The organism is Rhodococcus sp. IEGM 1354 (genome assembly GCF_030056855.1).
In the GTDB taxonomy this organism is placed as follows: domain Bacteria; phylum Actinomycetota; class Actinomycetes; order Mycobacteriales; family Mycobacteriaceae; genus Rhodococcoides.
The window spans coordinates 242,311-264,286 of sequence record NZ_JASHKT010000003.1; the positions used below are offsets into that span (position 1 = coordinate 242,311).

General features: G+C 65.3%; 21 protein-coding genes. 12 read left to right on the forward strand and 9 right to left on the reverse strand.

The window, feature by feature from the left end:
- Nucleotides 1-85: 85 nt before the first annotated feature.
- From QM588_RS08280 to purM, 4 genes are all read left to right on the forward strand, one after another.
- Nucleotides 86-1,081 carry an ABC transporter permease gene (locus QM588_RS08280; protein ID WP_283312856.1) on the forward strand — a complete coding sequence of 332 codons (996 nt, stop codon included), beginning with the start codon at nucleotides 86-88 and terminating at the stop codon, nucleotides 1,079-1,081.
- Nucleotides 1,081-2,049, forward strand: coding sequence for an ABC transporter permease (locus QM588_RS08285; RefSeq protein WP_283312569.1), 969 nt, complete (start codon nucleotides 1,081-1,083; stop codon nucleotides 2,047-2,049). Before QM588_RS08280 ends, QM588_RS08285 begins: the two co-directional genes overlap by 1 nt.
- Nucleotides 2,046-3,683: an ABC transporter ATP-binding protein gene (locus QM588_RS08290; protein ID WP_283312570.1), complete on the forward strand. Its 1,638-nt coding sequence runs from the start codon at nucleotides 2,046-2,048 to the stop codon at nucleotides 3,681-3,683. Before QM588_RS08285 ends, QM588_RS08290 begins: the two co-directional genes overlap by 4 nt.
- A 111-nt stretch (nucleotides 3,684-3,794) precedes the next feature.
- Nucleotides 3,795-4,895, forward strand: a complete 1,101-nt coding sequence (gene purM, locus QM588_RS08295; RefSeq protein ID WP_283312858.1) for a phosphoribosylformylglycinamidine cyclo-ligase — start codon at nucleotides 3,795-3,797, stop codon at nucleotides 4,893-4,895.
- Between the two features lie 73 nt (nucleotides 4,896-4,968).
- On the opposite strand, the gene QM588_RS08300 is transcribed toward purM, so the two are convergent.
- From QM588_RS08300 to ygfZ, 3 genes are all read right to left on the reverse strand, one after another.
- Nucleotides 4,969-5,166: a DUF3073 domain-containing protein gene (locus QM588_RS08300; RefSeq protein WP_072692062.1), complete on the reverse strand. Its 198-nt coding sequence runs from the start codon at nucleotides 5,164-5,166 to the stop codon at nucleotides 4,969-4,971.
- A gap of 247 nt (nucleotides 5,167-5,413) precedes the next feature.
- Nucleotides 5,414-6,052 carry an MOSC domain-containing protein gene (locus QM588_RS08305; protein ID WP_283312571.1) on the reverse strand — a complete coding sequence of 213 codons (639 nt, stop codon included), beginning with the start codon at nucleotides 6,050-6,052 and terminating at the stop codon, nucleotides 5,414-5,416.
- On the reverse strand, nucleotides 6,049-7,170 hold the full coding sequence (gene ygfZ, locus QM588_RS08310; RefSeq protein ID WP_283312573.1) for a CAF17-like 4Fe-4S cluster assembly/insertion protein YgfZ: 1,122 nt from the start codon (nucleotides 7,168-7,170) through the stop codon (nucleotides 6,049-6,051). The genes QM588_RS08305 and ygfZ overlap by 4 nt, the downstream gene beginning before the upstream one ends.
- A 45-nt stretch (nucleotides 7,171-7,215) precedes the next feature.
- Here ygfZ and QM588_RS08315 point away from each other — a divergent pair, with 45 nt between their 5' ends.
- From QM588_RS08315 to QM588_RS08335, 5 genes are all read left to right on the forward strand, one after another.
- On the forward strand, nucleotides 7,216-8,082 hold the full coding sequence (locus QM588_RS08315) for an aminodeoxychorismate lyase (protein WP_283312575.1): 867 nt from the start codon (nucleotides 7,216-7,218) through the stop codon (nucleotides 8,080-8,082).
- Nucleotides 8,083-8,213: 131 nt separating this feature from the next.
- The gene (locus QM588_RS08320) at nucleotides 8,214-9,731 is read left to right on the forward strand and encodes a cytochrome ubiquinol oxidase subunit I (RefSeq protein ID WP_283312576.1); all 1,518 of its coding nucleotides are present in this window, start codon (nucleotides 8,214-8,216) and stop codon (nucleotides 9,729-9,731) included.
- Between the two features lie 9 nt (nucleotides 9,732-9,740).
- The gene (gene cydB, locus QM588_RS08325) at nucleotides 9,741-10,778 is read left to right on the forward strand and encodes a cytochrome d ubiquinol oxidase subunit II (RefSeq protein WP_283312578.1); all 1,038 of its coding nucleotides are present in this window, start codon (nucleotides 9,741-9,743) and stop codon (nucleotides 10,776-10,778) included.
- Entirely contained in the window at nucleotides 10,775-12,466 is a 1,692-nt protein-coding gene (gene cydD, locus QM588_RS08330; protein ID WP_283312580.1) for a thiol reductant ABC exporter subunit CydD, read from the forward strand. The genes cydB and cydD overlap by 4 nt, the downstream gene beginning before the upstream one ends.
- The gene (locus QM588_RS08335) at nucleotides 12,459-14,057 is read left to right on the forward strand and encodes an ATP-binding cassette domain-containing protein (protein WP_283312582.1); all 1,599 of its coding nucleotides are present in this window, start codon (nucleotides 12,459-12,461) and stop codon (nucleotides 14,055-14,057) included. The genes cydD and QM588_RS08335 overlap by 8 nt, the downstream gene beginning before the upstream one ends.
- 193 nt (nucleotides 14,058-14,250) lie before the next feature.
- On the opposite strand, the gene QM588_RS08340 is transcribed toward QM588_RS08335, so the two are convergent.
- Complete coding sequence (locus QM588_RS08340) at nucleotides 14,251-14,916, reverse strand: FABP family protein (RefSeq protein WP_027495859.1); 666 nt, start codon at nucleotides 14,914-14,916, stop codon at nucleotides 14,251-14,253.
- Nucleotides 14,917-15,284: 368 nt separating this feature from the next.
- Here QM588_RS08340 and QM588_RS08345 point away from each other — a divergent pair, with 368 nt between their 5' ends.
- Nucleotides 15,285-16,820 carry a cutinase family protein gene (locus QM588_RS08345; protein WP_283312583.1) on the forward strand — a complete coding sequence of 512 codons (1,536 nt, stop codon included), beginning with the start codon at nucleotides 15,285-15,287 and terminating at the stop codon, nucleotides 16,818-16,820.
- Nucleotides 16,821-16,887: 67 nt separating this feature from the next.
- Here the strand turns inward: QM588_RS08345 and QM588_RS08350 are convergent, their stop codons facing one another.
- The 5 genes from QM588_RS08350 to QM588_RS08370 all read right to left on the reverse strand — a co-directional run bounded on the left by QM588_RS08350 (nucleotide 16,888) and on the right by QM588_RS08370 (nucleotide 19,994).
- Complete coding sequence (locus tag QM588_RS08350; RefSeq protein ID WP_008719402.1) at nucleotides 16,888-17,193, reverse strand: DUF1416 domain-containing protein; 306 nt, start codon at nucleotides 17,191-17,193, stop codon at nucleotides 16,888-16,890.
- Between the two features lies 1 nt (nucleotide 17,194).
- Entirely contained in the window at nucleotides 17,195-18,031 is an 837-nt protein-coding gene (locus QM588_RS08355; RefSeq protein WP_283312586.1) for a sulfurtransferase, read from the reverse strand.
- 42 nt (nucleotides 18,032-18,073) lie between these two features.
- Nucleotides 18,074-18,550, reverse strand: a complete 477-nt coding sequence (locus tag QM588_RS08360; RefSeq protein ID WP_027495863.1) for a DUF4395 domain-containing protein — start codon at nucleotides 18,548-18,550, stop codon at nucleotides 18,074-18,076.
- Between the two features lie 254 nt (nucleotides 18,551-18,804).
- Complete coding sequence (locus QM588_RS08365) at nucleotides 18,805-19,218, reverse strand: thioredoxin family protein (RefSeq protein ID WP_283312588.1); 414 nt, start codon at nucleotides 19,216-19,218, stop codon at nucleotides 18,805-18,807.
- Nucleotides 19,215-19,994: an LmeA family phospholipid-binding protein gene (locus tag QM588_RS08370; RefSeq protein WP_027495865.1), complete on the reverse strand. Its 780-nt coding sequence runs from the start codon at nucleotides 19,992-19,994 to the stop codon at nucleotides 19,215-19,217. The genes QM588_RS08365 and QM588_RS08370 overlap by 4 nt, the downstream gene beginning before the upstream one ends.
- Before the next feature lie 130 nt (nucleotides 19,995-20,124).
- Between QM588_RS08370 and QM588_RS08375 the strand changes: the two genes are divergently transcribed.
- Nucleotides 20,125-20,883: a winged helix-turn-helix transcriptional regulator gene (locus tag QM588_RS08375; protein ID WP_283312590.1), complete on the forward strand. Its 759-nt coding sequence runs from the start codon at nucleotides 20,125-20,127 to the stop codon at nucleotides 20,881-20,883.
- Entirely contained in the window at nucleotides 20,884-21,789 is a 906-nt protein-coding gene (mshD, locus tag QM588_RS08380; RefSeq protein WP_283312591.1) for a mycothiol synthase, read from the forward strand. It begins immediately after the preceding gene.
- Nucleotides 21,790-21,976: the final 187 nt, after the last annotated feature.

Here is a 21,976-nt window from a genome sequence, read left to right on the forward strand (position 1 = left end):
TACCGCACAGACGCCGGTAGGGGAGAAGAAAGCGCAGCAGGCGAGCGCGCCGTCACGATACGGCGCGCTCGCCCGCTATCTCGGGATCAGGTTTCTGCTGATCATTCCGACTGCCTGGATTCTCGTCACTGTCGTCTTCTTTCTCATGCGCGTGATCGGTGACCCGATCACCGCGGCCCTCGGCGGTCGACTACCCGCCGAACAGATCGCCCAGCGCAAGGCCGAGGCCGGATACGACCGGCCGATCCTGACGCAGTACTGGGAGTACCTGACCGGATTGTTGCGCGGCGACTTCGGCCGCTCCGCCACCGACAATCGCGCGATCGGTGATGTCCTGCTCGTCAACGGTGCTGCCACACTGGAATTGGCGTTCTGGGCGCTGCTCGTCGCGTTCGCGGTCGGCATCCCGCTCGGGTTCTACGCCGCCACCCACCGCGACCGGTTCGGTGACGCGTCGCTGCGAATCTTCGCGATCCTGGCGTACGCAGCTCCGGTGTTCTTCGTCGGCATGCTGCTCAAGCTGCTGTTCGCCGTCAAGCTCGGCTGGCTGCCGGTCGCCGGGCGAGCCAGTACCAATGTGGAACTGGCACTGCAGAACGTATCCCCGAAGACGAACATTCTGATCATCGATTCGTTCCTGTACGGCGACACCGGTTACACCGTCGACGTGCTCGAACACGCGGTTCTGCCCGCACTTGCGCTCGGCCTGCTGACGGCCGGCGTGTTCCTGCGATTGGTGCGAGTCAACCTGATTCAGACGTTGCAATCGCCGTTCGTCGACGCCGCCCGCGCGCGCGGGCTGAGCGAGGGCACGGTGACGAGGCGACATGCGTTCCGTAACGCCATGATTCCCATCGTCACCGTCATCGGACTGCAGATCGCCGTCCTCCTCGGCGGTGCCGTACTCACCGAGACGACCTTCGAGTGGCAAGGACTGGGGTACGAACTCGCCCGGTACCTGCAGGCCCGCGATTTCGTTGCGGTGCAGGGCATCGTCACGTTCCTGGCCGTGGTGGTCGCCGTCGTCAGCTTCGTCACCGACGCCATCGTCGCCCTCATCGACCCGAGAGTGAGGTTCTGATGAGCACCGAAGTCGTGCTGTCCGACGTCCCTCCCACCCGTCCGCACCGCAGAGGATTCCCCGGCGTCGCGTTCGTGAAGTCCACCTCGGGATTGCAGCGGGTCACACTGCTCGTCGGGTTGGCGCTGATGGTGGGGTTCGTGATCGCGGCGCTGTTCGCGCCGATTCTCGCGCCGTACGGTTTCTCGCAGACCAGCGACGCCGGTGCGGATTTCGCTCGCCAAGCCGCACCGTCCGCGGACCACTGGTTCGGTACCTCGGTTCGCGGCGAGGACGTGTTCTCGCGGGTGATCTACGGTGCCAGAACAGCATTGATGGTCATCGCGTCGTCGTTGATTCTCTCGCTGATCATCGGCGTTCCCCTCGGCCTGGCCTCGGGCTACATCGGCCGCTGGTTCGACCGGGTGCTCGTGCTGTTCATGGACGCGATGTACGCATTCCCGTCTCTGCTTCTGGCCGTGGTCATCTCGATCGTCGTGGCAGGCGGTCAGTCGTCGAGTTTCGGCGGCATCGCCTCCGCGGCCATTGCCATCACGGCGATCTTCGTGCCCCAGTATTTCCGGGTGGTCCGCAACGCCACGGTCGCCGTCAAGACCGAACCGTACGTCGACGCCGCGCGGGTGACCGGAGCCGGCACGCCGCGAATCCTGTTCCGCCACATACTCGCCAACGTGGTGCAGACACTGCCGGTCATCATCACGCTCAACGGAGCCGAGGCCATCCTCACCCTCGCCGGGCTCGGCTTCCTCGGTTTCGGGATCGAGCCGACCTCCGCCTCGGAGTGGGGATACGACATCAACAAGGCCCTACCGGACATCTCCAACGGCATCTGGTGGACGTCGGTGTTCCCGGGCCTCGGTATCGTGCTGGTGGTGCTCGGTCTGACCATGGTCGGTGAAAGTGCAAGCGAGACACTCAATCCGCTGCTGCGCACCCGCAAGAAGTTCAAGAAGGCGGTGAAGGTATGACATCGAGTGTCGTGACTCCACGCGAGTCCGCGTTGTCGGTGCAGTCGTTGTCCGTTTCGTTCGTCACCGATGCCGGCGAAGTCGATGCCGTCACCGAGGTCTCGTTCGAAGTCTTTCCCGGTGAAGTTCTCGCCGTCGTGGGGGAGTCGGGGTCGGGTAAGTCCGTCAGTGTCCGCTCCGCCATCGGGCTGCTGCCCGATACCGCGCGGGTCGACGGGCACGTGGTTCTCGGCGGGCAGGACGTCACCACGCTGAACGACAAGGCGTGGGCGAGGCTGCGGGGCAACAAGATCTCGATGGTGTTCCAGGAACCGGGCAGTGCTCTCGATCCGTTGTTCACCATCGGGTATCAAATCGTCGAGGCGTTGCGCGCGCACACCCGCGCGGACGGTGAACGGATGGGCAGTAAGGAGGCCAAGGCGCGGGCCATCGAGTTGTTGACGATGGTGGGGTTGCCGAACCCCGAGCAGCGCTTCTCGTACTACCCACACGAGCTCTCCGGTGGCCAGAAGCAACGCGTCATGATCGCGATCGCCATCTCGTGTGAGGCGAAAGTCATCATCGCCGACGAGCCGACCACCGCCCTCGATGTCACGGTGCAGGCCGAGATCCTCGAGCTGCTACGCGATCTGAAAGACCGGCTCGGGTGCGCCATCGTGCTGATCACCCACAGCATGGGCGTCGTGTCCGATCTGGCGGACCGCGTCGTCGTCATGCAGAACGGCCGCGTCGTCGAGGAAGCGCCGGTGGTACAGCTGTTCGACGCCCCCAAAGACGAGTACACCAAGAAGTTGCTGGCCGCGGTGCCGACCCTTGCCGCAGTGGAGTCGGACAAGACGATCGACACGTCGGGCGAGCCGGTACTCGACGTCTCACAGCTGGTGGTGCAGTTCTCCGGTGGGGTCGGCTCCTCGGCATTCCGAGCGGTCGACGACGTCTCGCTGACCATCCACCGCGGCGAAACCCTCGGTCTGGTGGGCGAATCGGGCTCCGGCAAGTCGACGATCGGCAGGTGCGTTGCAGCGCTCCAGAAGCCGACCAGCGGCAGCGTGACGGTGATGGGGCAGAACATCGCCGGAGTGAGCGAGCGCAAGCTCAAGCCCTTGCGCAAGCGATTCGGCTTCGTCTTCCAGGACCCGTCGGCATCTCTGAATCCGCGGCTCACCGTCGGACAGTGCATTGCCGAGCCGATGATCGTGCACAAGTACGGCTCCAAGGATGCGATCGCGGCCAGGACCACCGAGCTGCTCGACGCCGTGCAACTACCGTCCGGCACCGACAAGCGTTACCCGCACGAGCTGTCCGGTGGGCAACGGCAACGCGTCAGCCTGGCGCGGGCACTGGTGCTGGGACCGGATCTGGTGGTCGCGGACGAGCCGACCAGTGCACTCGACGTCTCGGTCCAGGCGGCCGTGCTCGACCTGTTCGAGGCGCTGCAGCAGGAGTTCGGTTTCGCCTGCCTGTTCATCAGCCACGATCTGGCGGTGGTCGATCGCGTCGCACATCGGGTGGTGGTGCTGCGGGGCGGCCAGGTCGTCGAGCAGGGCACGCCGTGGAAGATTCTGCGCTCGCCGGAGGAGGAGTACACGAAGAAGCTGTTGGCCGCCATCCCGGGCAAGCGGCTGCACACGTGAATTCTTCCCGCCAGCGGGCACTCCGGTACCGTTAGGGCGCTATCTGCGCCGCTACGCACGCTTCGCGTGCTTGGGGGCGCTGACATGAACGAGTACACAGGCTGGAGCCGAATGACCGAGGAATCCCAACCCACGAGCGCAACTCACTCGGGCGGTGCCTCCTACGCGGCGGCCGGGGTCGATATCGCCGCAGGAGACCGAGCAGTTCGACTGTTCGCGCCACTCGCCAAGAAGGCCAGCAGGCCCGAGGTCATGGGCGGTCTCGGTGGTTTCGCCGGTCTGTTCGCGCTCAAGGGCGACTACCGCGAGCCGGTCCTGGCTGCCTCGACCGACGGAGTCGGCACCAAGATCGCCGTCGCCCAGGCCCTCGGCAAGCACGACACCCTGGGTCTCGACCTCGTGGCCATGGTCGTCGACGATCTGGTCGTGTGCGGAGCCGAGCCGCTGTTCCTGCAGGACTACATCGCCGTCGGCCGTGTCGTTCCCGAGCAGGTCGCGGAACTGGTCAAGGGCATCGCCGAGGGCTGCATCATCGCCGGTTGTGCGTTGCTCGGCGGCGAGACGGCCGAACACCCGGGGCTGATGGCCGACGGTGACTACGATCTGTCCGCCACCGGCATCGGCGTCGTGGAGGCGGACTCGATCCTCGGACCCGAGCGCGTGCGTCCCGGCGACGTCGTCATCGGCATGGGATCGTCCGGTCTGCATTCCAACGGCTACTCGCTCGCTCGCAAGGTGTTGCTCGAGATCAACCACATGGATCTCGGCGGACACGTAGAGGAGTTCGGGCGCACCCTCGGCGAGGAACTGCTCGAGCCGACGAAGATCTACGCCAAGGACTGCCTCGCGTTGGCGGCCGAGACCGACGTGCGCACGTTCTGCCACGTGACGGGCGGCGGACTCGCCAACAACCTCTCGCGCGTCATGCCCGAGGGTCTCGTGGCCGAACTCGATCGGACCACGTGGAGCCCGGCCCCGATCTTCTCCCTCATCGCGCAGCGCGGACGCGTCGAACGGGCCGAGATGGAGCAGACGTTCAACATGGGTGTCGGCATGGTCGCGATCGTTGCCCCCGAGGACGTCGATCGTGCTCTGGCGGTACTGACCGCACGCCACATCGACTGCTGGACTCTGGGCACGGTCAAGAAGGCTGCAGGCAAGGACGTCGCCGACGAGCGCGCACTGCTGCTGGGTAACCACCCGAGGTTCTGACCGACCGGTCACACCACGAACAACTGAGGGGGAGCCGCAGTGCGGCTCCCCCTCAGTCGTTCAGTGCACAGTTCTAGCGTCGCCAGTCCTCGTACTCGTCTTCCTCGACTCGGGAATGCACATCCGAGTCAGAGTGGATGCCGCCACGATGGGAGTTGGACGAACCACCGGAGAGCTCTCTTTGCAGACTCTCCAAGTCCGTTGTCGGCGAGCTGTACTTGAGCTCACGAGCGACCTTTGTCTGCTTTGCCTTAGCCCTGCCTCGGCCCATGGCGGTGCCCCCTCGCGGACTTGCGGGGCGGCCTGGGGAAATTTGGCGGCCCCGTTAGAGTTGGTATTTCTTCCTGGCACACACTCTAGCGCGCGAATCGCCGCGATGCGCATACGGCACCACGTGTCGATGCCGGGCCCGGCGGCGCGACACGCCCGGGGCACGGGTCCGCGCTGCCTGTACCTGCGCATATCCGTGCACAGGCAAACTATCTTCGCGATGCGACACGAAAACTACGTGCTGCGCGTCATGGCCTCCGCAACGATTTCAGCGCCGCCGCCGCATCGCGATACACCTTCGGCGCCAAATCGGGCTCGTCCAGAAGAGTCTGCATCGCCGCGCCGTCTCGTCCCTCGAAGAGCATCCGTACCGTCACCGCGTGCCGAGGAACCGATTCGACCGTCACCGAATCACCGGCGGCGAAAACCCCGGGCTCGAGCACTCGGAAGTACGCACCCACATCGCCCCGGGCCGTGAATCGGCGAACCCAGCCCGGCTCGCCCATCCACCGCGCGAACGTGCCGCAGGGCTTGCGTGCGATGGTTGCCTCCAGCGTCACCGTGCCGATGCGCCACCGCGTCCCGATCACCGCGTCGGTCACCGGGACGCCGCTGGTCCGTAGATTCTCGCCGAACCGTCCTGGCTCGACGGGCGCACCCAGCTGATCGGACCAGTACCGGGCTTCTGCCTCGTCGTAGGCGTACACCGCCTGATCGAGACCACCGTGGAACTTGGTGTCGGAACAGTGGTCCCCGCCGATGCCGAGCTCGTGCACATCCACCGGGCCGTGCACGGGGCGCTTGTCGATGCCGCTGTCGACGACGCCGCGCCGCCCGAACGGGACGTCGGCATGCACCACGCAGACCGCCGAGACGGTCCCGGTCACCGGCCGCGAAGGCGATCGACGGCCGCGCGGCCGGCCTGCACCTCGTCGTACGAGGGGATGGAGTCGGGGTCGATCGACGCCGCACACGGACCCGCCTCCAGGGCGGTGTCCACCGGAATCGTTCTCTTGACCAGCGCGAGGGCGACAGGCCCGAGCTCGAAGTGGTCGACAACGGTCCCCAGACGCCCCACCGCGCGGCCACCGGCCGTGACGGGGTCGCCGGTCTCGGGCCGTCCGTCGGCCGAACCGTCGAGATGCAGGAGTACCAGGTGGCGTGGCGGTCGACCGAGGTTGTGCACCCGCGAGACGGTCTCCTGGCCGCGGTAACACCCTTTCTCCAGATGAACCGCGCCGAACTCGGCTGCGCTGCCGATCCATCGGACCTCGTGCGGAATGGTCTTCTCGTCGGTGTCCACACCCACCCGCGGTCGCACCGATTCCACCCGCAACGCCTCGTACGCCCAGGTCCCGGCCGGGACAGCACCGGCGTCGCGGAGGCGAAGGAACCAGTCGCTCAGACCTGCGCGGGGGACGACGACGTCGTACGAGTTCGGACCCGGCCAGGGCATCCGCCGGACGAAACCGCCGCCGTCCACTGCCGACGCGCCGTAGATCTTGCTCGGAACCGGGAGGCCCGCCTTGTCCAGGATCGACGCCGCGTCGGATCCGAGGACGCAAAGAACGGCGAGTTCGTCGGCCTCACGGGGTTCGGCCTTGGCCCAGAAGACCATCTTCTTCAGGAACGACAGCAGATCCGGTCCCTGCGCATGTTCGGTGTCGATGTAGGTGACCCTGCCCAGATCGGTCTGAACGAAGTGATGCTCGATGCGGCCGTTGACGTCCAGGCTCAGGTTTTCGGCCGAGCTGCCGTCGGGCAGATCCGACACGAGTTGGCTCGAGATCGTGTTCAGCCAACTCGAGCGCTCGTCGCCGCTGATGGCAAGCACGAATCGGTGGGATCGATCGATGACGGCGGCCGCGCTGACGGCACTGCGTTGTTCGCCGAACGGATTGCCGTAGTGCCAAGCGACGCCGGCATCGACGCTGTCGTCGGGAGAGGGCACTGCGCCGGGGAGAGTGAGAAGAGGACTCGGGGTGATCGTCACAGGATCGGACACCACTCCATAGTAGGAGCACCCGGACACAGCCTTTAGGGTGGCGGCATGTCGGAGTCGGTAGTGGTGACGTTGGACGGCCGAGTGCACGACGCGGATCGGCCGTTATTGTTCGCCGACGATCTGGCGGCCGTGCGTGGTGACGGCGCGTTCGAGACTCTGCTGGTGCGTGGCGGCTCGGCCTGCGGCGTCGAGCTGCACCTGGCGCGTCTGGCCGTGTCGGCGGCGGCCCTGGATCTTCCCGCCCCCGATCCGGACGCCTGGCGCGCGGTGATCGAGCAGTCGGTCGGCCTGTGGACGGAGAAATCCACGGACGAGGGCGTTCTGCGGTTGGTGCTGAGCCGAGGTCGCGAGGGCGGCGGTGATCCGACGGCGTTCGTGACACTGGGACCACTTCCGGGGCGAGTGCGCACCGCACGGGAGAACGGGGTGTCGGTCATGACGCTCGATCGGGGCTACTCGGTCGATTTCTCCGCCGGTGCGCCGTGGCAGCTGGCAGGTGCCAAGACGTTGTCGTACGCGACCAACATGGCCGCGCTGCGCCACGCTGCCCGCCACGGCGTGGACGACGTGATCTACCTCAGCAGTGAGGGCAGAGTGCTCGAGGGACCCCGTTCGACGGTGGTGGTGGCGCGCGGTAAGACACTCGTCACACCGTCGGTAGAACAGGGCATTCTGGCGGGCACCACTGTTGCCGCCCTGTTCTCGGTGGCCGAGGCGGCCGGCTGGACGTGCGAGCACGGACATCTCTATCCGGCGGATCTTATTGCAGCGGAAGGTGTTTGGCTGGTTTCGAGCGTCACGCTCGCGGCGCGGGTGACGTCGATGAACGGCGTCGTTCTGGGGCGGCCCAGCCGCGCGGACGAGGTGCCCGAGATGGTCGATCTCGCGGTGGAGACCGTCCGGATGCTCTGAGGGCCCAACGGCCCTGTCGAAAGACTCTTCCCTACTACTACTCGTAGTAGTACATTCGAATCAGTCGCGGGCCAATGCCCTGACCTGCGGTGTTGCCCGTCACAGCTCGGGTGGAAGAGTTCGGAGTATCGATGGACGCGTTGGATGTCTCGCGGTGGCAGTTCGGTATCACCACCGTTTATCACTTCATTCTCGTACCCCTCACCATCGGCCTCGCGCCGATGGTGGCGGCCATGCAGACCATGTGGGTGATCACCGGCAAGGATTCCTGGTATCGACTGACCAAGTTCTTCGGCAAGCTGTTCCTCATCAACTTCGCACTCGGCGTCGCGACGGGAATCGTGCAGGAGTTCCAGTTCGGGATGAACTGGAGCGAATACTCACGATTCGTCGGTGACGTGTTCGGTGCACCCCTCGCACTCGAAGGACTGGTCGCGTTCTTCCTCGAGTCCACGTTCCTCGGTCTGTGGATCTTCGGATGGAGCAGACTACCCAAACTCGTTCACCTGGCGACCATTTGGCTCGTCGCCATCGGTGTCAACGCCTCGGCCTTCTTCATCATCGCGGCCAACTCCTGGATGCAGCATCCCGTCGGCGCGATCTACAACGAGGAAACCGGCCGCGCCGAGCTGACCGACATCTGGGCGCTGCTCACCAACAACACTGCGCTGGCAGCATTTCCGCACGCGGTCGCAGGTGCCTTCCTCACCGCCGCGACATTCGTGGCAGGCATCTCCGGATGGTGGATGGTGCGCGAGGCGCGCAAGAAGAAGGCCGAGAACGAGCTCGGCAACCTCCCGGCCAATGGGGTCACTCCGCAGGCTGCGCTCCCGGCCACCGACTCGCGCACGATGTTCCGATCGGCAGCACGCATGTCCTTCATCGTCATGATCGTCGCGGGTGGGGCGCTTGCCATCACCGGAGACATTCAGGGCAAGCTCATGTTCGAGCAGCAGCCGATGAAGATGGCCTCCGCAGAATCGTTGTGCGACACCGAAACCGGAGCCAGCTTCTCGCTCCTGACCGTGGGTACCCACAACAACTGCGAATCCGTGGTGCACCTCATCTCGATCCCCGGCCTCACGTCGTTCCTGGCGGAGAACGACTTCGGTGCCACTGTGCAGGGCGTCAATCAACTACAGGATCAATACGAGCAGCAGTTCGGACCGGGCAACTACAAGCCCAACCTGTTCGTCACCTACTGGGCCTTCCGGATGATGATAGGTCTGGCCGCAGGCTCCGCCCTGCTCGCTGTCGCGGGACTGTGGGTCACCCGAGGTGGCCGGATTCCCGACCAGAAGTGGTTCTCGTGGCTGTCTCTGCTGGCCATTCCGACGCCGTTCCTGGCCAACAGTGCCGGCTGGATCTTCACCGAAATGGGGCGTCAGCCATGGGTTGTCGCGCCCAACCTCTCGGGAGTCGATCAGATCCGGCTCACCGTCGACCAGGGTGTCTCCGACCATCCCGTCGGCCTCGTCGTCGCTTCGCTGGTGACGTTCACACTGCTGTACGCCGCTCTAGGAGGGGTTTGGTTCTACCTGCTTCGGCGCTACGTCATCGAAGGACCTCTCGACCACGACGCGCATCCGCACGTCGACCCACCGGAATCGGAAGACGATGAGCCCAAGCAGCTCTCGTTCGCGTACTAGGGGATAGCAATGTCACTGCCCGAATTCTGGTTTCTCATCATCGCCTTCTTCTTCGTCGGCTACTTCGTGCTCGAAGGGTTCGACTTCGGCGTCGGCATGCTCATGCCCCTGTTGGGACGCCATCCCGACGCGGCGACGGGGGAGAAGCGTCGTCGCGCAGTCCTCAACACCATCGGTCCGGTCTGGGACGGCAACGAAGTCTGGCTCATCACCGCCGGTGGTGCCCTGTTCGCAGCATTTCCCGAGTGGTACGCCACGTTGTTCTCGGGCTTCTACCTGCCGTTGCTGTTGATCCTGGTGGCGCTCATCCTGCGCATCTGCGCCATCGAATGGCGCGGCAAGATCGACGACCCGGTGTGGCGTCGACGCTGCGACATCGGCATCGGTATCGGCTCGTGGGTTCCGGCTGTGCTGTGGGGCGTCGCGTTCGCCAACATCGTCCGCGGAGTCGCGATCGACGAGAACAAGAAGGTCACCGCGGGGTTCTTCGACCTCCTCAACCCGTACGCATTGCTCGGCGGAGTGACGATGGCCGTGGTGTTCGCCCTGCACGGTGCCGTGTTCATTGCGCTGAAGACCTCGGGTGACGTCCACGAGGACTCGGTGAAAATGGCAGCGTGGCTGTCGGTTCCGGCAGTGCTCGTCGGTGGAGCCTTCGCGCTGTGGACACAACTCGCGTACGGAAAAACCTGGACCTGGGTACTCGTTGCGGTGGCAGCAGTGGCCCTGCTGCTCGTCGTCGCGCTGACGGCGAAAGTGCGCGAGGGCTGGGCCTTCGTCTTCACCTGCATTGCCATCGTCGCCGTCGTCGTGCTGCTGTTCGCGTCCCTGTTCCCCAACGTGATGCCGTCCAGCACCGATGCCGCCTTCGATCTCACCATCGCCAACGCGTCGTCCAGTCCCTACACGTTGAAGGTGATGACGTGGGCTGCGGCCTTCGCTGCACCCGTCGTCCTCGGCTACCAGGCGTGGACGTATTGGGTCTTCCGGCAACGTATTTCGAGCGCCCAGATCCCCGACTCGATCGGGCTGTCGGTGAAGTCGTGACCAACCCTCGGACACGGCCGAAGGGCCCGGTCGATCCGCGACTGTGGAAGTACTCGCGCTCCGCCCGTGGCTACGTGCTCGTCACGGTCGCGCTGTCGACCGTGGTCACCCTGTGCATCATCGTGAGTGCACTGGCAATCGGACGCGTGCTGGCCGGCGTCATCACCGACCCGTCGGCCAGATCGTTGGCCGCATGGACGACGGAACTGGCCGTGCTGGCAGGTGCAACAGTGGTTCGTGTGCTCGCGACCGGAGCGCAGTCGCGTTACGCACACCGGTCGGCCTCGCGGGTCGTCGCCGAGCTGGAAATCGAAGTACTGACGACGGCAACGCGTTTCGAGCCTCGCGAGCTCGACGCCGAGCGCGAGGAAGTGGCCGTCGTCGTGACCCGTGCCATCGGCGGACTACGGGCGTACCTCACCGGCTATCTGCCGGCGCTGGTGCTCGCCGTCATCGTCACCCCGTTGGTCCTGATCGTCATCCTCACACAGGATCTGACGTCGGCCGCCATCATCGCCGTGACCCTGCCGCTCATCCCTGTCTTCATGATCCTGATCGGCTTGCTGACCAAGGGCCGCGCGGCCGCCACGCTCACCACGATGACCAGGTTGTCTGCGCAACTGCTCGATCTGTTGGCCGGCCTGCCGACCCTGCGCGCGCTCGGGCGCGAGCACGGGCCGGCCGCTCGCGTTCGTGCATTGGGCGAAGCCCACCGTCGAACGACCATGCGCGCACTGAAGATTGCGTTCCTGTCGTCGATGGTGCTCGAGTTGCTTGCGACGCTCTGTGTAGCGCTGGTTGCCGTCGGCATCGGGCTGCGTCTGGTGTTCGGCGAGATGACACTCGAAGCCGGCATCATCGCGCTCGTCCTCGCGCCCGAGGTGTACTTTCCATTGCGTGCCGTCGGCACCCAGTTTCACGCCGCCGAGGACGGCGTCGAGGCGGCCGATCGGGCGTTCCGGGTGTTGGACCGGCGAACGGCGCGGCCGGGCGGTGGCCGCACCGTCGACGCGACAGCCGCTGACATCGAACTCGATGGACTCGGCGTTGCCAGTCGGGACGGAGCGGCACCGGCGGAGCTGAGTGCGCTGTGCCGGGCGGGCACCGTCACGGTCCTGATCGGACCGAACGGCGCAGGTAAAACGACTGCGCTGCACGCGATCCTGGGCTTGACTCCGCCGTCGACCGGCGGGGTGAGTGTCGGGGGAGTGCCGATCGCCGACCTCGAGCTCGAACAGTGGTGGGCGCAGGTGGCCTGGCTCCCGCAGCGGCCGGTGTTGGTGCCGGGCACGCTCTACGACAACGTGACCCTGCACGGAATCCCCGATTCGGCTGCACTGGAACTCGCTTGCCGCGCAGCCGGATTCGACGAGGTGCTTCGAGAACACCCCGAGGGTTGGGACACCCGCGTCGGGCAGGGTGGGGTGGGGCTCTCCCTCGGCGAGCTACAGCGCCTCGCACTGACGCGTACCTTCGTGTCCGATGCTCCGGTGATGCTGTTGGACGAGCCGACAGCACACCTGGATCCGATGAGTGAAGCGACTGTGCTGCAGGCGGTTCGAGATGCCGCCGACCGCGGCGTCACCGTGGTGATGGTCGGTCATCGGCGTTCGGTGCTGCATGCCGCCGACCGCATCGTCGAGGTGCGCAGCGACTCGACCACGAAGCGGGAGTTCGAGCATGTCTGATCTGCGACGAGCACTGGCGTTGTTGGAGCTGTCTCCGCGCAGAGTCGTACTGGCCGTGTTGGCGGGAGTAGCGACGCTGGGCAGTGCACTCGCCCTGGCGGCACTGTCGGCGTGGTTGATCACCAGGGCGTGGCAGATGCCACCGGTACTGGACCTGTCGGTTGCCGTCGTAGCTGTTCGGGCACTGGGTATCTCGCGCGGAGTGTTTCGGTATCTCGAACGCTTGACCACTCATGATGTGGCGCTGCGAGGAACGACGGCAGCCCGCACGAGGATCTACGAGAAACTGGCGAACGGGACCGGCGCGGTCGCTTTGCGACGTGGTGACGTTCTGGCGCGCACCGGTGCGGACGTGGACGTTCTCGGCGACGTCGTCATCCGGGCCGTCGTTCCCATCTGCGTGAGCGCGGTGATGATGCTCGCTGCCGTGGGCCTGCTCGCGGGGATCGCACCAGCCGCCGCAGCGATTCTCGCGGTGGCGTTGCTGATCGCCGGCGTGGGTGCACCGATGCTCGCGGCCCGCTCGGCGAGGATCGCCGAGGAAGCCGGTGCCGATGCCGACGTGCGCTTCGCCGAGACAGCCGTTCGGGCACTCGATCATGCTGCGGAACTGCGAGTCGCCCGGCGGTTGGACGCGACGCTCGCCGAAGCCGCAGGCGCAGCACAGGACTCGGTGGTTGCCCGCGATCGCGCGGCGCGTCCGTCGGCACTGGCCGATGCCGCACAGCCACTGTCGATCGGAGCGTCGGTGATCGGGTCGTTGCTGATCGGCATCGGGCTGTACGGCCCGGACGGTGGTACTTCGGGCGGTATGACCCCCATGGCCCTGGCGATCATCGTGTTGGTTCCGCTGGCCGCGTTCGAGGCGACCGCAGCGCTGCCCGCAGCGGCGATCGCACTGATGCGTGGCCGAATCGCGGCATCGCGCATCATGACCATGATCGATGCGGCTCCCCATGTGAGTGGAAACTCGACCCCTGCTACGAACTTCCACGCACATGCGCGGAGCGCGATCATCGGGCCCAGCGGATCGGGGAAGACGACGATGCTCCGGGCACTCGCGGCCCGGTTCGGCTCGGATGCAGCGCTGTTCGCCGAAGATGCGCACCTGTTCGACACCTCGATACTGGAGAACCTGCGAGTGGTGCGAGGCGACGTGGACGAACACCAGGCGACGCAGGCACTGCGACGAGTGGGTCTCGGACCGTGGCTCGACGCGTTGCCTCAGGGCGTCCACACGACACTGGTCGGCGGCGCGCAGGCGGTCTCGGGTGGCGAGCGTCGTCGACTCCTTCTCGCACGCGCATTGCTGAGTACCGCGCCCATCGTGCTGTTGGACGAGCCGACCGAACATCTCGACCGAATCTCCGGCGAACAGATACTGCGAGAGCTGCTCACCACCGACGGCGGCCTGTTCGGTGCCGGGCGAACAGTGGTCGTCGTCACTCATCAATTGCCCGAGAACACCGACGCCGACCAGGTGATCGACCTCGGAGAGCAGACTGCGAAAAAACCCTTTGCCGACTCTCGATCGCGGGCGTACGTTGGGAGTACACGAGAGAGGAGGTGGTCTGAAGTTGATGAACTCTAGGACGCGTGAGGTGGCTGTCAGCTAGCCGCAATCGCTGACGGATTCACTGCGAAGACCGCGCGAGCGGCAGGCGAATCCCAGGCAGCTACCCGGCCCCCGAGCCCCCGACCTGTCCGGTCGGGACCTGATATCAGGTATGGCTCGGGGGCCGTTCGCATGCGAACGGCCCCCGAGACCCGAAAGAGATTCTGTTTCAGCCGATGTAGCGGGTGAGGCGGGCCGACAGACGCGGTGCGAGCGGGCCGTCGGCGACAACGCGTTCTTCGACGTACGCCAGATCGCCGCCCTCGACGATTCCGTACAGGCGGCGAGCTCCGCCCACCAGTGCACCCGAGGTGCTGCGGATGACGACGTCGGTGGCAAGTTCCCAGGACGACTGGGTCAGGGCGTGACCGTAATACAGTTCGACGACGCCGGTGCTGTGCGTCAGTAGAAGTTCGACGACTTCTTCGTCCTTGGACCCCTTGACTCCGTCGCCGCCGCTGATGCGCCAGAACCCGGTCTCTCTGAGGTCGGGGTGCGCGTAGTTACCGTCGGAATCGAGTCTCCAGGAGCGCGATTCCCAGCTGAGGTAGCTGCCGCCGTCATGCGAGACGACGATTTGCTGGCCGAAGGGATAGTCGGTGTCCGTTTCGGGATCGTGCCCCTCGCCCTGACCGCGCCAGACGCCGACGAGTGGCAGCAGCGCCAGCATCGACGGGTGCAGATCGGGGCCGAGCCGCAGGTTCGCGGTGTCGTCCGGATGGGGGATGTCGGGCAGCACCGGGATGTTGCGCGCCGACGCTTCGGCGAACTTCTGCTCCGCAGCCGAAATGGCTTGGTCACCGCTGGTGATAGGGGTGCCCAGTCCGTCGTCGATGCTGTCGGGGTTGCCCGCGCCCGGATCCGTCACGACTCGTCGTTGACCAGTCGGTAGACGACATAGAGCGAGAACGCGATGATGGCTACTGCCGCAAGCGCCAGCAATACCTCGAAGAAGATGACCACGGAACCGAGTTTAACCCGCGGCGAGACCGGTCGATGACAACGGTCCGTTTCCGCGCTGTGGCATTGGTGACACACCGCCCTTTTTGCGGCCCGCAGTGCCCTGGATCACTCGTAGTGATGGCGAAATCGACGCGAGCAGGTACCTTCTTCCCGGGGGCGTCGGGCTCTCGACTTCGACAGCGCCGACGAATTCACTGTGTGTGTGCCGTTAAGGCTGTTGTCTCGTAAGGCTGTTGTCTCGTGAAGGCTGGGGAGGTCTCTGCAGAAATGCTGCGTCGTAAGCGTGTTCTGACATCGTCGTTCGGTTCCGTGTTGGTTCGATCGGCGGTTGTCACACTGGCGTTGGCCCTCGCAGCTCCTGCTGCTGCGTTGGCCGCACCCGACTCGGGATCGTCGGATTCGGGTTCGGCAAGTTCCGGTTCGGCCGACTTCGGTTCGTCTCAGGGCCCGAACATCGATCCCAACAATTATGCGCAGGACTGCCCGGACGTGCTGCTGTTGGCGGTGTCCGGAGCCACCGACTCGGACGCGGATCGCAACCCGCTCAACGAAGAAGCTCAGACGATCGCGTCGAACTGGGTCGGTAACGTCACTGTTCCGGTCGGTGAGGCCAACGCGGACAGCCCCGGCACCGTCGGCTGGCTCTACGTCCCGTATTCCTCGACCTACGGCTTCGACGTACTCGACAACGTGCCGACCTACCAGGAATCGATCGCCGACGGCATCGCGTCGACCAATCGGTTGATGGACGAGTACAAGACAAAGTGCGGTGAGAAGACCAAGTTCGCGCTGCTCGGGTACAGCGTCGGCGGCGAAATTCTCGATCGCGTGTCGATGGAACTCGGCCACCGTGACCCCAACGCTCTCGTCACGTCCGACGACGTCGTCGGCGTCGTCATGGTGGGGTCGCCCTACCGCCCGGCCGGAGTGCCGAACTTCGGTGACGAGGTGGGCCAGTCGCTCGGCGGCTTCATGGACCAGTCGCCGCGGGACTACGGGTCGATGACCGACAAGGTCACGTGGTCGTGTCGTCCCTACGATCTCGCCTGCGACTCGCCGGACAAGATCGAGCTGCTGCAGCTGGCGCTCGGCGTGCTCGGTCAGATGCGGTTGACGCTGCTCAACCCGGTGCAGACCGTTTCCGACTTCGGTCGGACGGTCGCCTCCATTGCCACCCGCGCGATCATCGACATCGCCACGAACAAGTCGTGGCTCGAGTCGGACGAGACGCTCCTGCAGGTTCTGGTCAAAGTCTCCGACCGCCAGTATCAGGTGGACGACGCGAAGGCTGCAGCAGCGCTGTCGCCCGACCAATTACTCGCCGATCTCAACTGGGCCCTCGGTCCGGGTGCCGAGACGGTGAAGGCGAAGTTGCGCGCCGAGGGCGAGGGCCTGGTGGAGAACAACAAGGGCATCGTCGACGTCGTGCTCGGCCCCTACCTGGCGATCGGCTTTCTGCAGCACCTGTCCTACTGGTACAACGACCCCAACGACGGCGTCGAGTGGGAAAGCGAGAAAATGGTCGCGTGGGTGACCGATCTCGCCCGAACCGAACGCGAGAAGAAGAACGCGCCTTCCACGGTCGATCCCGCCACGCCGGCCACCCCCGAGGCCCCTCAGCCTGCCCAGGAACCCCGGGTGCTACCGGAGCCGGGGACGCAGACTCGTGTCAGCGACCTCGGTGCCTTCCTCGAATCCCAGGGCATCCCGGTACCTCCCGGCATGTTCCCGCCGCAGTACTCCACGGTCCCCGAGCCGGCGCGAGCGGTCGGCTAGAGCAACAAAAAGAACCCCGCACCTGGTTGCCAGGTGCGGGGTTCTTCTATGTGTTCGGTTCGGTGACTCAGACTCCGACGGTGACGTCGGCCGAGTGCACGCCCGCGCCCTCGGGCGTGATGACGGTGTCGCCGTTGCCCGATGCGGACAACGCGCGCAGCGTCCACTGTCCGGGGGCAGCGAAGAAACGGAAATCACCCGTTCCCGACGCGACGACCTCGGCGGTGAATTCGCCGGTGCCGTCGAGGAGTCGCACGAACGCGCCCGCTACCGGCTCACCGTCGCCGGCGAGGACACGGCCGGTGATGACCGTTTCCTTCTCGACGTCGACGCCTGCGGGAATGGTCTGACCCTGCACGGGTGCTCCACACATATCAGTGAACCTCCAATTCGATGGGTGCTCCGACGAGGGAGCCGTACTCGACCCAGCTGCCGTCGTAGTTCTTGACGTCTTCCTTGCCGAGGAGCTCCTTGAGCACGAACCAGGTGTGGCTCGAGCGCTCACCGATGCGGCAGTAGGCGATGGTGGCCTTGCTGTCGTCGTAGCCCTTGGTCTTGTACAGCTTTTCGAGCGCCTCGTCGGACTTGAACGTGCCGTCCTCGTTGGCGGTGGTGCTCCACGGGATGTTGATCGCGGACGGGACGTGGCCACGCTGCTGAGCCTGCTCCTGCGGGAGGTGTGCCGGAGCGAGGATCTTGCCGGAGAACTCGTCGGGGGAGCGCACGTCGATCAGGTTCTTGTTGCCGATGGCGTCGATGACCTCGTCGCGGAACGCGCGGATCGACAGATCCGGTGCCTCGGCGCGGTACTGCGTGTTCTCGCGGCTGACGACGTCCTTCGACAGCGGGCGGCCGTCGAGTTCCCACTTCTTGCGTCCGCCGTCGATCAGCTTGACGTCCTTGTGGCCGTACAGCTTGAAGTACCAGTACGCGTACGCGGCGAACCAGTTGTTGTTTCCGCCGTAGAGCACGACGGTGTCGTCGTTGCTGATGCCCTTGGCCGAGAGCAAGCCGGAGAACTGCTCCTGATCGAGGAAGTCGCGGCGAACCGGGTCCTGCAGGTCCTTGCGCCAGTCGAGCTTGACCGCACCTTCGATGTGTCCGCCGTCGTAGGCGCTGGCGTCTTCGTCGACCTCGACGAAGACGATCTTCGGTGCGTTCAGGTTCTGCTCGGCCCAGTCGGCAGAGACCAGGACGTCGGAGCGAGCCATGGTGTTCCTTTCGGTCTTTCTTGTCGGATCAGGGGGTACTTGTCACGCGGCGGTGCGCGAGTTGCCGCGCAGTCGAGCCGCGAGGGGGTAGATCATGCAGCCCAGGCACACTGCGAACGCTGCGTTGAGAAACGCTGCGAAGAGCGCGAAGCCTGTCGCTACGGTGCCGACGACGGGAGCGCCGAGAGCGAATCCGAGGACTCCGACGGCGGCGAACACGAAGCCCACCAGTTGGGCGAACTTCAGCGGGGCCACCGGCTCACGTTCTGTGGTCGGTGAGCGCCGCGGCGCGACGAATGTCGCGTAGATCGTGCCGTACGGACTGTGCTTGGGTCCGCGGACGGCTCCGATTCCGAACACGATCGCCTGGAGCCCCAGCAGGATTGCCGCTGCGGGAACCGAGACCGTGCTCGCGAGGAGAACGACGACCAGAACTGCGGTGGTGATCCACGCGGCAAAGCGCGGACCACGGACGTCGACCTGGTCGATCGTGGTGGTGTGGGTGTCGGATGTCGACATCGAGAGGTACTCCTGTGCGAGGCCGGGGCACGGCTTGTCGCCGGTGCTCGGATGTGGATTTCGATCATCGGGCCGACATCACGCAAGGGCGTGGCGGCAGACGGAAATCAGCAGCAGCGACAGCAACAACCGCCCAGTCGGCACAGATCAACCGTGCGTCGACTGGTGAGCATGAGCTCGCGGCGGGAGAACACGAAGTGCATCCTACCCGTTACCAGGGGCGCGTCGTACCGCCCACCCGACCGGGTTGCGCCCTACAGGGCGTCGAGAGCCTCACGTAGAGCTGTCGCCGACGGCACGCCGGCAATTCTCGACCGTCGACGCAGATCGCTGTCGAGGACGAAGGTCGTCGGCAGAGACAGCACTCCGAGTTCACGGGCGAGAACAGGATGAGTATCGATGTCGAGTTCGACGTCGCGTGCATCGGTGCGATCGGAGAGAACCTGGTGCACCACACGACGCACGGCGGCACACGGTCCACACCAGTCCGCCGAGAAATGCAGGATAGTTGCGGTTCCCGAGGTGACGCCTGCATCGACGAGCAGCGGGCGAAGGTCGTCGGAATCGGTGGACGCGATGGTGCGTACGGCACCGGAACGACGACGCAGAATCAAACCGACAGCAACGGCAAGGACCGCCACGACCACCAGAACTGTGATCCCTGTCACGGCTTTTCGATCTCGTTGAGGTCGATGTTCACGTTCTCTCCCGACCCTTCGACGACGATCTGCGAACCCTCCGCGTAGACGTCCGTCGGCAGCAGTCCGAACGGCAGGCTCTGGCGTTCGATGGTCTTGGTGAACAGACCGAGAACTGTGGGCTTGGCGAAATCGGGAATCGTGAAGTCGGCCTGCCCCTCCGGCCCGAAGTAGAAGTCCGATGCCACGATGGCGACACTGTCACCTTCGAGCAGAAGGTCGGCCTGCACGCTGACGGTGGTCTGCAACGGTCCCACCGGAACCGTTCCCGTCAATACGACGCCACCGGCGGTGGTCTTGCCCGACCCGCCGGAGCCGCCCGTGCCGTCGGACTTGTCGGCCGGAGGTGCGGAAACCTGCAGGTCGACGATGCCGAGGAACCGCCCGAGGTCGGTTGCCTCGATGCGGACGCGGCCGTCGAGCTCGTCCACCGGGATGTCGCGGACGTTGTTGTCGATCAGATCGGACAGCGCGATGTGGACGCCGCGCAGATTGGCTTCGATGGTCGTCGAGCCGACGTATTCGGTCGGTACGTCCTGGGCTCGGATCTCGATGTTCTGATAGCGCCCGTCGGCGGCCTGGGTGAGAAACGGAAAACCGTGCACGATCACCTGGGGGTCCGAGGTGAGTTCGCCGCCGTCGCGGATGGCACGCGAGACGCGATATTCGGAGTAGGCCGCGGCCCCGAAATCGACGACGAGCGCGAGGGCCAACAGGCTGACGAGTCCGATGAGAAGTGTGCGCACCGGTCCATTGTGACCGAAGCATCGCGTACTGCCCGCTTCGACCGGTTGTACGGACAAGCTAGTCTGTGTCCTTGACGATCACTCGATTCCAGCCTGTGCTGGACCGGCCAGCGGTAAGAACGGAGACGCAGTGGAGCTCCTGTTGCTGACCTCCGATCCCAATCCGGAGGGCGTACTCCCGTCTCTTGCTTTGCTGGCCCACCACATCCGGCCGGTACCGACCGAGGTGTCTTCTCTCCTCGAAGCAGGTTCCGCCGACATCGCGCTGGTGGATGCGCGTACCGACCTGGCTGCTGCTCGCGGTCTGTGTCGGCTGCTCGGTAGTACCGGCTCGGCCATCCCCGTGGTCGCGGTCCTGACCGAAGGCGGCCTGGTCGCGGTGAACTCCGACTGGGGGCTCGACGACATCCTGCTGCCCGGCACCGGTCCCGCGGAACTGGACGCTCGGCTACGTCTGTTGGTCGGCCGGAGCGGCGGGGTCGCGAGTCCCGAGACGTCGGGCAAGATCACGCTCGGTGAGTTGGTCATCGACGAGGGCACCTACACCGCACGATTGCGCGGTCGCCCACTCGATCTGACCTACAAGGAATTCGAGCTGCTGAAGTACCTGGCTCAACATGCGGGCCGCGTCTTCACGCGCGCCCAGTTGCTGCAGGAGGTATGGGGCTACGACTTCTTCGGTGGCACTCGGACCGTCGACGTCCATGTTCGACGTCTCCGCGCCAAGCTCGGTACCGAGTACGAATCGCTGATCGGAACGGTGCGGAACGTGGGTTACAAGGCCGTGCGTCCGTCGCGTAACTCCAAGGGCGGTACGGCTCCGGACGCCATGGCCGGCGATTCCGACGATGCGGATTTCGAGTTCCAGCAAGAGAGTACGCTCTCGTAGATGAATTCGGATACTGCGTTCGACGTCCACCCCATCGACGGCGACGCACCGTCCTCGCGCGTCAGCGACGGTATCCACCGGATCCTTTCGCGTGCAACCGAAGTCGACGGTACTGCGCCTCTCTCGGAGCAGGCCGTCAAGGCCGTCGACGGGGGTGAGCGCGTCGTGCGATTCGTCGCCACCGACGCAGATCGAGTCGTCGGGTACGCCGGCGTTGCCGACGGTATGGCCGAGGCGGTGGTCGATCCGGAGTATCGCGGCCGCGGCATCGGTCGTCGATTGGTCACCAGCGCACTCGATCTCGGCTCCGACACGCGGATCTGGGCGCACGGAAATCTGCCCGCAGCGCAGTCCGTGGCGCGTGCGCTCGGGCTGACGGTGGCACGGGAACTGCTACAGATGCGACGGGCCGCGGCAGAGCCCGACCTGCCCGATGTGGTTGTACCGCAAGGCATTTCGCTGCGAACCTATCGTGGGCACCAGGACGATGCCGAGTTGCTGAGGGTGAACAACGCGGCATTCTCCTGGCATCCCGAGCAGGGCGGCTGGACCGATCGCGACATCGCGTCGCGGCGAGACGAGCCGTGGTTCGATCCGGCGGGCCTGTTCCTGGCGTTCGAGGAAGGCAGCGACCACCTGCTCGGATTTCACTGGACCAAAGTTCATGCGGCGGACAGCAACGACCCGGCCATCGGCGAGGTGTACGTGGTCGGTATCGATCCGCAGTCGCAGGGTCGCGGTCTCGGACGGGTACTGACCCTGGCCGGGCTGCACTATCTGCGCGGACGCGCACTGGACCAGATCATGCTGTACGTCGAGGCCGACAACACCGCGGCGGTGCACACGTACACCAAGCTCGGTTTCACGAATTACCACGTCGACGCCGCATACGCGCGGACCGTGTAATCGGACATTTCCAGCACGGTGTTCATCTTCCGTTCACCCACGCGGGGGTAAACGTCTACCACCTGCCTTTACCTTTCTCTCTGGGCGGCAACCTACGCTGCCTGGTGCGAGGTTTCTTCTGAGCCGGCACCTTCACAGTCTCGACGCGAACCTCGGGTTCGCGCCGCGACCACGGCCCAAGATTCCT